The sequence below is a fragment of the Bosea sp. RAC05 genome (assembly GCF_001713455.1).
In the GTDB taxonomy this organism is placed as follows: Bacteria; Pseudomonadota; Alphaproteobacteria; order Rhizobiales; family Beijerinckiaceae; genus Allobosea.
In genome coordinates this window covers 1,350,001-1,362,258 of record NZ_CP016464.1, presented here as the reverse complement: position 1 = coordinate 1,362,258, position 12,258 = coordinate 1,350,001, and the positions used below count along the sequence as shown (strand labels likewise).

The 12,258-nt window shown below is 68.9% G+C and carries 9 protein-coding genes and 1 pseudogene (1 of these 10 only partly in view); 8 read left to right on the top strand and 2 right to left on the bottom strand.

The annotated features are described in order from the left end of the window. Window positions 1–123 precede the first annotated feature (123 nt). The 4 genes and pseudogenes from BSY19_RS09910 (at window position 124) to kce (ending at window position 5,668) form a co-directional block, all read left to right on the top strand. The gene (locus tag BSY19_RS09910) at window positions 124–999 is read left to right on the top strand and encodes a branched-chain amino acid ABC transporter permease (protein ID WP_069054024.1); all 876 of its coding nucleotides are present in this window, start codon (window positions 124–126) and stop codon (window positions 997–999) included. A gap of 7 nt (window positions 1,000–1,006) precedes the next feature. Further along, on the top strand, window positions 1,007–3,532 hold the full coding sequence (locus BSY19_RS09905; protein ID WP_069054023.1) for a branched-chain amino acid ABC transporter ATP-binding protein/permease: 2,526 nt from the start codon (window positions 1,007–1,009) through the stop codon (window positions 3,530–3,532). A 124-nt stretch (window positions 3,533–3,656) separates the two neighbouring features. Beyond that, window positions 3,657–4,598 carry a 3-hydroxyacyl-CoA dehydrogenase gene (locus BSY19_RS09900; RefSeq protein WP_069054022.1) on the top strand — a complete coding sequence of 314 codons (942 nt, stop codon included), beginning with the start codon at window positions 3,657–3,659 and terminating at the stop codon, window positions 4,596–4,598. A gap of 138 nt (window positions 4,599–4,736) precedes the next feature. Beyond that, window positions 4,737–5,668 (top strand): annotated as a pseudogene (gene kce, locus BSY19_RS09895) (3,5-dioxohexanoate:acetyl-CoA acetone transferase). Between the two features lie 152 nt (window positions 5,669–5,820). On the opposite strand, the gene BSY19_RS09890 reads toward kce, so the two are convergent. Beyond that, entirely contained in the window at window positions 5,821–7,737 is a 1,917-nt protein-coding gene (locus tag BSY19_RS09890) for a methyl-accepting chemotaxis protein (protein WP_257785744.1), read from the bottom strand. A 548-nt stretch (window positions 7,738–8,285) separates the two neighbouring features. Here BSY19_RS09890 and BSY19_RS09885 point away from each other — a divergent pair. Genes BSY19_RS09885 through BSY19_RS09875 form a run of 3 tightly spaced genes read left to right on the top strand, consistent with a single transcriptional unit; the run spans window position 8,286 to window position 10,794 of the window. Then, window positions 8,286–9,044, top strand: coding sequence for a 5-oxoprolinase subunit PxpA (locus tag BSY19_RS09885; RefSeq protein ID WP_069054020.1), 759 nt, complete (start codon window positions 8,286–8,288; stop codon window positions 9,042–9,044). Further along, the gene (locus BSY19_RS09880) at window positions 9,041–9,775 is read left to right on the top strand and encodes a 5-oxoprolinase subunit B family protein (RefSeq protein WP_236840502.1); all 735 of its coding nucleotides are present in this window, start codon (window positions 9,041–9,043) and stop codon (window positions 9,773–9,775) included. The genes BSY19_RS09885 and BSY19_RS09880 overlap by 4 nt, the downstream gene beginning before the upstream one ends. Continuing rightward, entirely contained in the window at window positions 9,772–10,794 is a 1,023-nt protein-coding gene (locus tag BSY19_RS09875) for a 5-oxoprolinase subunit C family protein (RefSeq protein ID WP_069054019.1), read from the top strand. Before BSY19_RS09880 ends, BSY19_RS09875 begins: the two co-directional genes overlap by 4 nt. Before the next feature lie 19 nt (window positions 10,795–10,813). Here the strand turns inward: BSY19_RS09875 and BSY19_RS09870 are convergent, their stop codons facing one another. Beyond that, complete coding sequence (locus BSY19_RS09870; RefSeq protein ID WP_069054018.1) at window positions 10,814–11,428, bottom strand: helix-turn-helix transcriptional regulator; 615 nt, start codon at window positions 11,426–11,428, stop codon at window positions 10,814–10,816. Window positions 11,429–11,634: 206 nt separating this feature from the next. On the opposite strand from BSY19_RS09870, the gene BSY19_RS09865 reads away from it, so the two are divergent. Then, window positions 11,635–12,258 carry the 5' portion of a short-chain dehydrogenase/reductase gene (locus BSY19_RS09865; RefSeq protein ID WP_069054017.1) on the top strand. The gene runs 144 nt beyond the window's last position, so only the first 624 of its 768 coding nucleotides appear in the window; its start codon is at window positions 11,635–11,637; the stop codon falls past the right edge of the window.

Below are 12,258 nucleotides of genomic sequence, written 5' to 3'. Positions count from 1 at the left end.
CGCCGACCCGGGAATCTCATGACGAGAGAGCTCTGGTTTCCGAGATGGTCGGGTCAAGCCCGACCATGACGCACCACGCTGAAGGCCTCTTCCTGCAGCGCGCATTCCGATAAAGGCCAATCCTTGCTCACCCTCTTCATCCAGCAGGTGCTGAACGGGCTGCTCGACGGGGTCTATTACCTCCTGATCGCGCTCGGCCTGTCGCTGATCTTCTCGCTGGGCGGCATCGTCAACCTGGCGCATGGCGCCTTCTATGCGATCGGCGCCTATCTCACGATCGTGCTCGCCCCGCATATCGGCTTCGGCGGTGCCATGGTGGCCTCGCCCGTGCTGGTCGCGCTGATCGGCATCGTCGTCGAGCGCGGGCTGTTCCAGCGCTTCTACCGCTCGGACCCGATCCTCTCGCTGCTTTTGACCTTCGGGCTCGCCATGGTCGCCGAGCAGTCGCTGCGGATGATCTTCGGCGCGCCGCCGCTCTCCTTCTCGATCCCGCCGGCGCTGCGCGGCCAGATCTTCATCGGCGACTTCATCTATTCGCGCTACCGGGCGATGCTGCTCCTGATCGCGGCGGCCTGCGTGCTGGGCCTCTGGTTCCTGCTGCAGCGCACCGCCTTCGGCCGCGTCGTGCGCGCCGGCGTGCAGAACCCCGACATGGTCGGCGCGCTCGGCATCTCCTTGCAGCCCTACATGGTCGCGGTCGCCGGCATCGGCATCGGGCTGGCGGGGCTGGCCGGCGTGCTGCTGGCGCCGATCTATTCGATCCATCCCGCCATGGGGCAGGAGATCATCACGCCGGCCTTCGTCGTCGTCGTCATCGGAGGCCTGGGCTCGTTCTGGGGCGTGGTGGTGGCCGCGCTGATGGTCGGGCTGGTGAAGGGCATCACGATCGGGCTTGGCTACACGCAATGGTCCACCGCCGTGATCTACCTGATGATGCTGCTCGTCCTGCTGTTCCGGCCCCGCGGCCTGTTCGGCGAACGCATCCAGCGTTTCGAGTGAGGCCGCGATGACACCCGCACAGCGCGACCACGCGCCGCTCTTCATCGCCGCCGCCGGCCTGCTCGCCCTGCCCTTCCTGATGGATGTCATCGGGCTCGGCACGACCTCGGCGACGGAGATCGTCGTCTTCGCCATCGCCTGCATGGCGCTGAACATCCTCGTCGGCACCACGGGCCTTGTCTCCTTCGGCCATGGCGCCTGGTTCGGGCTCGCCGCCTATGCCGCCGGGCTGATCCAGCGCAACTGGCTGCCGGGCCAGTTCGCCCTGCCGATCCTCCTGGCTGTGCTGTTCGTCGGCCTGATCGCGTTTGCGTTCGGGGCGCTGATCCTGCGCCGCAAAGGGGTCTACTTCTCGCTCCTGACGCTGGCGCTGGCGGCCATGACCTATTCGGTCGCCTTCCGCTGGACGGCGGTAACGGGCGGCGAGGACGGGCTCGGCGGCATCAAGCGGCCGCTCTTCCTCGGCATCGATTTCGAGCAGGCCTCGTCGTTCTACGTCCTCGTGGCGCTGATCGGCATGGCGGTGGTCTACGGCCTCTGGCGCTTCCATCGCTCGCCCGTCGGCACCGTGCTGGTCGCGATCCGCGAGAACGAGCAGCGGGCCCGCTTCCTCGGCTATGCCACCGACCGCTACAAGCTGATCGCCTTCACGCTCTCGGCGGCGCTGACGGGTCTCGCCGGCTCGCTGCTGCTGTTCAACAACCGGATGACCTCGGCCGAGCCGATCTCGGTCGCCTTCTCCGGCGAATTGCTGGCGATGGTGGTGATCGGCGGCATGCGCTCCTTCCTGGGGCCGGCGTTGGGCGCGCTGTTCTTCGTGATCTTCCGCGACTACCTCTCCAGCATCACGCCGAACTGGCTGTTCTGGTTCGGCCTGCTCTTCGTCGGCTTCATCGTGTTCTCGCCGACCGGCATCGTCGGCTTCGGCGAGCGCCTCCTGCGGCCCTTCCGCAAGTCGGTCGTGGGCGATGCGGCGATGTCGGAGCGCAAGGCGGGCACCGTGACGCTGCCGGCCTTCATGAAGCCGAGCGATCCGACCGACGGGCCGATCCTGACCGCGCGGGGGCTCGCCAAGAGCTTCGGCGGCATCAAGGCGGTCGAGGGCGTCGACATCACCATGGCCGATCGCCGGCTGCATGCGCTGATCGGCCCCAACGGCGCCGGCAAGACCACGGCGTTCAACCTGATCTCCGGCCTGTTCCCGCCCGATCGCGGCGAGGTGCGGCTGCGCGAGCGCGCGATCGGCGGGATGTCGCCCGAGGCGATCACGCAGGCCGGCATCGGGCGCGCCTTCCAGATCACCAATCTGTTCCCGACGCTGTCGGTCGAGGAGAATGTGCGGCTCGCCGTCCAGGCCCGCGCCGAGGCGCGCTTCGGCTTCTGGCGGCCGGCCGGCGCGCTCGACGAGGTCAACGACCAGACCGCGACCGTGATCGACACGATGGGCCTGCGCGGCATCGAGACGGCGGAGGCCGGATCGCTGAGCTATGGCGGCCAGCGCCTGCTCGACATGAGTCTGGCGCTCGCCACGAAGCCGCGCGTGCTGCTGCTCGACGAGCCGCTGGCGGGCCTGGCGGCGGCCGAGCGCGAGCGCGTCGGCAATCTGATCAAGTCGATCTCGACCGACCTGCCGGTGCTGCTCGTCGAGCACGACATCGACCGTGTCTTCGCCATTGCCGACCATGTGACGGTGATGAACGAGGGCTCGGTGCTGGTCGACGGCACGGTCGAGGATGCGCGCTCGTCGCCGCGCGTGCAGGAAATCTATATCGGCTCGGGCGCGCATGCGCTGGCCGAGAAACCGCGCCAGAGCGCCGCGCGCAGCCCCGTGCTGCTCGGCCTCGACAAGGTCGACACCTTCTACGGCAAGAGCCACATCCTCAGGCAGGTCACGCTCGACGTGCATGAGAACGAGATCGTCGCGCTGCTCGGCCGCAACGGCGCCGGCAAGTCGACCCTGCTCAAGACCATCACCGGCATCGCCCCGCCGGCGAGCGGCACGATCACGCTGGCGGGCCGCGACATCGCCGGCCAGCCGCCAGCCTCAATCGCGCGCGCCGGCATCGCCTATGTGCCGCAGGGCCGCGGGCTGTTCGCGGGCATGAGCGTCAAGGACAATATGGAGCTCGGCCGGCTCAAGCGCGTCACCGGCAACGGCACGCATTGGGACGACGACAAGATCTTCGCCTTCTTCCCGCGCATCAAGCAGCGCTGGCATTCGCCGGCCGACTACCTGTCGGGTGGCGAGCAGCAGATGGTGGCGGTGGCGCGCGCGCTCTCGGGCGACACCCGCATCCTCCTGCTCGACGAGCCTTTCGAGGGGCTGGCGCCGGCCGTCGTCGAGGAGTTGTTCGAGGCCTTCGACAAGCTCCGCCAGGAGATCGGCATCGTCATCGTCGACCACCATCTCGACCTCGCGCTGGCGCTCTCGGACCGCACCGTCGTGCTCGAGCGCGGCAGCGTCGTCCATACCGGCCCGTCGCGGGCGCTGAGCCAGGATCTCGCGCTGCGCCGGCAGGTGTTGTGGCTGTGATGGCAACTCAGCCTGTCCGTCATGGCGAGCGCAGCGAAGCAATCCAGCCCGCGCGCTCCACACCGTCTGGATTGCTTCGCTGCGCTCGCGATGACGATAAGCGCTTCGCCAAGGACTTCATTACATGACCAGCATCGCCATCGTCGGTTCGGGCCTGATCGGCCGCGCCTGGGCCACCGTCTTCGCCAGCCATGGCTGTTCCGTCGCGCTGCATGACGTCGCGCCCGGCGCGGCGGAGGCGGCGCGCGCCCATATCGGCACCAATCTCGAGGAACTCGCGGGCCATGGGCTGGTCGAAGACCCCAAGGGCTCGCTGTCGCGCATCCGCGTCGCCCGCGACCTCGCCGATGTCCTGACCGGCGCCGACCTCGTGCAGGAGAACGGGCCGGAGACCGTCGCGGCCAAGCAGCAGCTCTTCGCGGAGATGGATGCGCTCTGCCCGCCCTCGACCATCCTGGCGTCCTCGACCTCCTTCATCATGGCCTCGGTGTTCAGCGAGACCCTGGTGGGCCGGGCGCGCTGCCTCGTCGCGCATCCGGTCAACCCGCCCCATCTCGTGCCGATCGTCGAGCTGGCGCCGGCGCTCTGGACCGACCCGGCGGTGGTCGAGCGGGCCAAGGCGATCTACGAGCAGGCCGGCCAGGTGCCGATCGTGCTGCGCAAGGAAAAGCCCGGCTTCGTTTTGAACCGCCTGCAGGCCGTGCTGCTGGCGGAGGCCTTCCGCATCGTCGGCGAGGGCGTCGCCAGCGCCGAGGATGTCGACAAGACGATCCGCGATGGCCTGGGCCTGCGCTGGTCCTTCATGGGGCCGTTCGAGACGATCGAGCTCAACGCGCCCGGCGGCATCCCCGATTACTGCGCGCGCTATTCGGCCTCGCTCGATCGGATGGTGAAGTCGTCCGAGGGGCTCGGCAATCCGTTCGACACCGCGACGGTCGAGACCGTGATGAGCGAGTGGCGCGGCGCGCAGTCGCCCGAGCGGGTGAAGCGCCTCAGCGACTGGCGCGACACGCGGCTGGCGGCGCTGCAGGCGCACAAGCGCGCCTCGGTCGCCAAGCCGGAATGAAAAGCCTCAGCCGTCATTGCGAGCGCAGCGAAGCAATCCAGGGGCGGCCGCGCTCGACGTCCTCCTGGATTGCTTCGCTGCGCTCGCAATGACGATGAGCCGACAGACGATACGAACAGCCGAAAGGACACCTCCGCCATGGCGAAGAACCGCAAAGTCATCATCACCTGCGCGGTCACCGGCGCGATCCATACGCCGTCGATGTCGCCGCATCTTCCGGTGACGGCCGAAGAGATCATCGACGCGGCGGTGGGGGCGGCCGAAGCCGGCGCGGCTTTGGTGCATGTCCATGCGCGCAACCCCGTGACCGGCCAGCCCGACCAGTCGCCGGAGGCCTTCGAGCCGTTCCTGAAGGTGATCAAGCAGCGCTCGAACTGCGTCATCAACATCACCACCGGCGGCGCCCCGACGATGGGCGTCGAGGAGCGGCTGGGCCCCTGCGCGCATTTCAAGCCCGAGGTCGCCTCGCTCAACATGGGCTCGATGAATTTCGGGCTCTACCCGATGCTGGCCCGGTTCAAGGACTTCAAGCACGACTGGGAGAGGCCCTATCTCGAAGGCTCGAAGGACCGGATCTTCAAGAACACCTTCCAGGACATCGAGAACATCCTCACCACCTGCGCGGAGAACAACACGCGCTTCGAGATCGAGTGCTACGACATCGGCCATCTCTACACGCTGGCCCATTTCGTCGACCGCGGGCTGGTGAAGCCGCCCTTCTTCGTGCAGTCGGTGTTCGGCATCCTCGGCGGCATCGGGCCGCATCCGGAGGACGTCATTCACATGAAGCGCACGGCCGACCGGCTGTTCGGCGACCAGTACCAGTGGTCGGTGCTGGGCGCGGGCGCCATCAGCTGCCGATCGCCGCCATGGCGGTCTCGATGGGCGGCAATCTGCGGGTCGGTCTCGAGGATTCGCTCTGGCTCGGCCCGGGCCAGTTCGCCAAATCCAACGCCGACCAGGTCAGGGCGGCCCGCATGATCATCGAGGGGCTCGGCCTCGAAGTCGCGACCCCCGAGGACGCTCGCGAAGTGCTGCAGCTCAAGGGCGCCGACAAGGTCAATTTCTAGCCGGGGAGAGGCATACTGGACCGGGGGCCGGCCGCTCCCCGCGCTTCAGGATCTGCGCCGGCATCGAGGTCTGCGCTCGGCTTCAAGACAGCAACGGCCGGGGCGATGTCTCGCCCCGGCCGTTTGTTGATGTCGTCAGGCCAGCGACGGGCTCAGAACTCGGCCCAACCCGCATCGCCGCCACGGCTGTTGGCGACCTTCTTGGCCGGGGCCGGAGCGGGCCGGCTGCGCGGGGCCGACTTCGCCGCGGAGAAGGCCGATTCGGCGAGCTGGCGCAGGCGCGCGGGCTCGCTCGACAGGGGCGCGGAGCGAACCGCGGATCCACCCTCGGTCCTGAACGCGGCGACGAGGTCGTTGAGCTGTCCGATGCGGTTGGAGAGCGAACCGGCGGAGGCGGCGCTCTGTTCGGCGAGCGCGGCGTTTTGCTGGGTCATCTCGTCGAGATGGGCGACGGCCTGGCTCATCTCGTCGATGCCATTGGCCTGCTCGCCCGACGCCGCCGAGATGTCGGCGATGGTGGCGGCGACCTTGCGGGAGGCGCTGAGGATCTGCTCCAGCGCCTCGCCGGCCTGGCGGACGAGCTTCACGCCCTCGCCGACCTCGGTGTTGGAGGAGGAGATCAGGGCCGAGATGTCCTTGGCCGCCTCGCCAGAGCGCTGCGCGAGCGTGCGGACCTCGGAGGCGACGACCGCGAAGCCCTTGCCGGCATCGCCGGCGCGGGCCGCTTCCACGGCTGCGTTCAGCGCCAGCAGGTTGGTCTGGAAGGCGATATCGTCGATGACGCGGATGATGTCCGAGATCTTGGTCGAGGCGTCCTCGATCCGGGCCATCGCGTCGACGGCCTTGCCAGCGATGGCGCCGCCGGTCTGCGCCGCCTTCATCGCCTCGTCGGCGATCGAGGCCGCCTCGCGCGACGCCTGGGCCGAGGCCTTCACCGAGGCCGCGAGCTCTTCGGTCGTCGCCGCGGTCTCCTCCAGGGAGGAGGCCTGCTCCTCCGTGCGCTTCGACAGGTCGTCAGCGCCCATGTTGATCTCGCGGGCGGCGAGACCGACATCGGCCGAGGTGACCTGGATCGTCTTGACCGTCGAGGAGAGCCGCTCGACCGTCTCGTTGATCGCGCCCTTGAGCTCGGCGAACTTGCCGCGATAGGCGGCATCGACCCGCACCGTCAGATCGCCGGCGGCGACCGCCGAAAGCGTGCGGGCGAACTCGCTGGTGGCGGAATCCACCACCGCGTTGATCTCGTTGATGCCGGCGACGAGCTTCTGCATCTGCTCGTCGGCCTGGTCGATCTGCAGCCGCGCCGAGAAATCGCCCGCCGCCGCTGCCGCCACGACCTCGCCGACATCGCTGACGACCGCTTCCATCGACTGGGCCCGGGCCAGGCGCCGCTCGGCTGCGGCGCGCTCCTGCTCCTCGAGCGCGCGAACCTTGACCAGGCTCTCGCGGAAGATCTCGAGGGCCTTGGCCATCGTGCCGATCTCGTCCTCGCGGTCGGCGTGGCGAATGGTCGTGTCGAGATTGCCCTTGGCGAGTTCGTTCATGGCCGCGGTGGTGGCGACGATCGGGCTGGCGATGCGCCGGATGACGATCAGGATGGCGCCGACGCTGACGAGGGCTGCGAGACTGGCCAACGCGATCAGCAGGTAAAGGCTGCTGCGGTATTCGCTTTCGGCCGAGACGATGACGCTATTCGCACGACCGGCGATGTGGCCCGTCAGGTCTGCGATCGCCTTCTCCATTGAAGCGAGCACCGGTCGCAGCTCGCGCAAGCGGACAGCCGCTGCGGCCTTGTCGCCCTTGCGGGAGAGTTCGAGCACCTGCTCCATGCCAGTCCGGTAGGTCGGCACGAGGGCTTCATAGCGCTTCAATGCCTCCCGGCTCTGCGCCTGCACCAATACCGGTGCGAGCTTCACCCGCATCGCCTCGATCTCTGCGGTTTCTTTGCGGATGTCGTCCTCGTATCCCGCCAGTACAGCGGCATCGGTCGAATTGACATGCATGTTCAGGCGCAGATGTCGGCGGAGCAGTTCGGCCTCGATGTCGTTGCTCATCTGGACGGTGGGCAGGATCTGATGGACCGAGGATCGTCGTGTCGTCCCTCATGTCGCTCATGGTGTTGAGCGATTTCGCAACCGTCAGGGCCAGCACGGCGGCGAAGCGCCGCCACGATCCCGATGAGCGAGCTGCGGATGGTGATCTTCTTGAACATGGTGCGACTCCGAGGCAGGTCGTGATCGCGAGTCCCCGCTCCCGACGGCCACAACGAAAGGCATGTCTTGAAGCGACACGTGTCGCTACGGACAGGCTTGGATATTCCAGAGGACTTAAAGAACGATAAACCATGTTGTTCGCGATCACCTGTTACTGACGCTGAGTCAGACAAGAACTCGATGCGGGTCCATAAAGTGGAACGCGATCGACCGAACAACGCGCAGCGCCACTTCCCTTTGGCCATGGACGGGGCGAAGGGCGCGCGTGTCGTGCTTCCTCTGGTGGATCGCGTGTTTCCAGTGGCGTCCCAGCCAGCGATGCTCCCCCCAGCGGCGATCGCGCCTTCTCCGGCCGATGCGATGCGCTTATGGTCCCCGGTCAAGGGACCCGGGTGGATGCTGCCATGACGACCGTCGATCTCAATGCGGACCTCGCCGAAGGCTTCGGCGCCTATCGCTGCGGCGACGACGCCGCCATGCTCCAGATCGTGACCTCGGCCAATGTTGCCTGCGGGCTGCATGCCGGCGATCCCGAGATCATGGCGCAGGCCTTCTCGATCGCCAGGGAGCGCGGGGTCGCGGTCGGGGCGCATCCGGGTTTTCCGGATCTCTGGGGCTTCGGCCGGCGGCGGATTCCCTTCTCGACGGGCGAGATCGAGCGGCTCGTCGCCTATCAGATCGGCGCGGCGGCGGCACTCGCCAGCTATGCCGGCCATCGCATCACCTATGTGAAACCGCATGGCGCGCTCGGGAACATCTCCTGCGAGGAGCGGCCGGTGGCCGATGCGATCGCGCGGGCGATCAAGGCGGTCGATCCCGGCCTCGCCCTGCTGGGCACGGCGCTGACCGCCCAGGTCGCGGCCGGCGAGGCGGCCGGGCTGCGGGTCCATCAGGAGATTTTCGCTGACCGGGGCTACACCGAGGAGGGGCAACTGGTCGGGCGCCACCTGCCGGGCGCGATGATCACGGATGCACGGGAAGCCGCCGAGCGCGTCGTCGCGATGGTGCAGGAGGGGGCGCTGATCACGCTTTCCGGGCGACGGCTGCCGACGGGGATCGACTCCATCTGCGTCCATGGCGATTCCGACCATGCGGTCGCGACGGCGCGCGCGGTCCGGGCGGCGCTGGAGCAGGCCGGCATCCGCATCGCCGCCTTCAGATGAGCGACATGGTGGCCGCCGGCCCCGTCTTCCTCGATGCGGGCGAATCGGCGCTCGTCGTCGAGTTCGGCCGCAGCGTCGATCCCGCGCTCAGCGACCGCGTCCTGGCGCTCGATGCGGCGCTGGCGGCCGCGCCTCCCGAGGGCCTGCGCGAGCTGGTGCCGACCTATCGCTCGCTGATGATCCATTACGATCCGCTCCGGCTCGATCGCGCCCGGCTCGTCGGCCTGGTCGAGGAGCGGCTGGGAGCGGCGTCGGCCGACCTCCGGCCGGGCGCGCTCTGGACCATCCCGTGCTGCTATGCGCCGCCGCATGGCGAAGACCTCGCCGAGATGGCGGCGCTGCTGGGGATGCCGCCTGAGCGGGCCGCCGATCTGCACGCCGCGGCGCGCTACCGCATCTACATGTACGGGTTCTCGCCGGGCTTCACCTATCTCGGGGGGCTGCCGGAACCGCTGGCGATCTCGCGGCGGGCCCGGCCTCGCCCACCGCATGACAGCAAGGTGGTGCTGGTGGGAGGCGGCCTGAGCGCCATTGCCAGCTTTGCGATGCCGACGGGCTGGTATGTCGTCGGCCGCACGCCGGAGCGGCTCTATGCTCCGGAGCGGGCGAGCGCCTTCCTGTTCGAGCCGGGGGACAGCCTGCGCTTCGAGGCGATCGATCCCGCCACCTTCGCGGCGCTGGAGGCGCGCGCGGAGGCGGGCGAGGTCGTGGCCCGGCGGACGCCCGCATGACGGCCCTGCGCATTCTCTCCTGCGGGCCCGGCATCACGGTGCAGGATGGCGGCCGGCACGGCTATCTCCGCTATGGCGTGACGGTGGCCGGCCCGATGGACGCGCTTGCTCATGCCGTCGCCAACCGCGCCTTGGGGAACCGGGAGGACGCCGCGGCCCTCGAGGTCTCGCTCGGCGGCATCGAGCTCACTGCCGAGGAAGGCCCGCTGACGATCGCTGTCGCAGGGGGGGCCTTCCAGACGACACTCGACGACCAGCCCCTGCCGGCGGCGGTGGTCGCCACGCTCGAACCCGGTGCGAAGCTGCGGCTGCGCGCCGGCGCGGCGGGCATGTGGTGCTATCTGGCCGTCGCAGGCGACCTCGATCTCCCCGCCGTTCTCGGCTCGCGCGCGACGCATGCGCGCACGGGCATGGGTGGCCTCGACGGGCGGATGCTACAGGTCGGCGACCGGATTGCGGTCTCGCCGCCGGGCCGGGGCGCAGCGGATGGCGGGGCGATCGTCGCACCGCTGCTCGACCGGCCGGCCGACATCGTCAGGGTGCTGCCCGGCCCGCAGCAGGACTACTTCGCCGAAGACCAGGTGGCGGCCTTCCTGGCCGGGCCCTGGCGAATCTCGCCGCGCGGTGACCGCATGGCGTGTTTTCTCGAAGGCCCGGTCCTGCGCCATGCGGGGGGCTTCAACATCCCCTCCGACGGCGTCGCCATGGGCGCTATCCAGGTTCCCGGCGAAGGCCAGCCCATCGTGCTGATGGCGGACCGCCAGTCGACCGGGGGCTACCCCAAGATCGCGACCGTGATCGGCGCCGATCTCGGCCGCCTCGCCCAGGCGCGTCCGGGAACCGAGATCGCCTTCAGGGCCGTGTCGCATGGCGAGGCGGTCCGCGCCCTGGCGGAGCAGCGGGCGTTCCTCGATGCGCCGATCGCGATCGAGCCGCTCAGGCGGGACCGGTTCAGCTCCGAATTCCTGCTCGGCCGGAACCTCGTCGGCGGCTGGATCGACGCGCGGCGGCCCGGCTGAACGGGCGCGCCTCCGCTCCTCAGGCGGCCTCTTCGATGAAGGTCGCGACGAAGCGCACGAGTTCGCTCTGACGCGCCGTCCCGGTCTTGGCGAAGAGGCGCTGGAGATGGGTGCGGGCGGTCGTCCGGGCGATGCCGAGCTTCTTGGCGGCGACGACGGTGTCGAGGCCCTTGACGACGAGGCCGAGCATGCGCGCCTCTGTCGGGGTCAGCCCGCAGGCCTCGGCGACCTCGTCGACCTTGCGGTCGATCATGCGCTGCGGGTCGTCGACGGTCAGCACGAACACATCCATGCCGGCGCCGGCGAGATGAACGGCATCGACGATGGTCTGGCGGCCGCAGCGCAGGACGAGCGGCAGGCGGATCTCTTCCGAAGCCGCCCCGGAGCAGCGACGCTTCAGCCAGGTCTGCAGCCGCGCCGCGAAGAGCTTGTCCGAGCAGATCAGGCGCCCATTGCCGCCGAGGCCTTCGCGCGCCAGAGCCGCCGCGCTTGGATTGCTGAAATGGACGCGCAGATCGGCGTCGATGATGAAGAGCGGCTTGGCGCTGCCCGGCGCATGATCCTGCCCGAGTTCGGCAGGCGGCGGGAGCGGCTGCAGCGCCGCGGCGGAGGGGAGGCTGAAGATCATTGACATGCGAGGAGCATCCCCGAATGCGAGCATCGGCGCGGTCTCCTGGGGAACAGCAGGTTGGGATCCACCATGGCATTCCGTCTGGTTGGGCTTCCATCATTGGTCGCGGCGGGGCACGGCGCGGTTCAACGGGCCCGTCGATCGATCCTGCGCGCGCGCCGAATCGGCTAGCCTTCGCGTGCCCCCCGCTGGGCGAGAGGGAGAGACCGATGGATCTGAAACTGTCCGGGCGGCGCGTGCTGATCACCGGGGGATCGAAGGGAATCGGCGCGGCCTGCGCGCGCGTCTTCCTGGCCGAGGGTTGCTCGGTCGTGCTGGTTGCGCGCGACGCCGCGCGCCTGGCCGCGACGGCATCCTCGCTGGGCTCGGCCAACCGGGTCACGACGCATGCGGCGGATCTGTCGGCGGCGGCGGAACGGACGGCCCTGGCCGCAGCCTTTCCCGAGATCGACATCCTCGTGAACAATGCCGGCGCCATCCCCGCCGGCGGCCTGCTCGACCTCTCGATGGAGACCTGGGAGCAGGCCTGGGCGCTGAAGGTGATGGGCTATATCCACCTGACGCAGCTCTACCTCGCCGCCATGAAGGACCGGGGAACGGGCGCGATCGTCAACATCATCGGCGGCGCCGGGCGCAGCCCGCGCTATGACTACATCTGCGGCGGGACGGGCAATGCCGCGCTGATGGCCTTCACCGGCGCAGTCGGTGGACGCTCGGTCGAGTGGGGCGTCCGGGTCTTCGGGATCAACCCCGCCCAGACCCGCACCGACCGGATCATCTCGCTAAGCCGGACCCGGGCGCAGATTCGGTTGGGCGACGCGGAGCGCTGGGAA

What these genes read in the sequence shown, in the direction of transcription:
- BSY19_RS09885 (WP_069054020.1), top strand. Translation starts at nt 8,286, where the DNA reads ATGACGACCGTCGATCTCAATGCGGACCTCGCCGAAGGCTTCGGCGCC.
- BSY19_RS09900 (WP_069054022.1), top strand. Translation starts at nt 3,657, where the DNA reads ATGACCAGCATCGCCATCGTCGGTTCGGGCCTGATCGGCCGCGCCTGG.
- BSY19_RS09875 (WP_069054019.1), top strand. Translation starts at nt 9,772, where the DNA reads ATGACGGCCCTGCGCATTCTCTCCTGCGGGCCCGGCATCACGGTGCAG.
- BSY19_RS09905 (WP_069054023.1), top strand. Translation starts at nt 1,007, where the DNA reads ATGACACCCGCACAGCGCGACCACGCGCCGCTCTTCATCGCCGCCGCC.
- BSY19_RS09880 (WP_236840502.1), top strand. Translation starts at nt 9,041, where the DNA reads ATGAGCGACATGGTGGCCGCCGGCCCCGTCTTCCTCGATGCGGGCGAA.
- BSY19_RS09870 (WP_069054018.1), bottom strand. Translation starts at nt 11,428, where the DNA reads ATGTCAATGATCTTCAGCCTCCCCTCCGCCGCGGCGCTGCAGCCGCTC.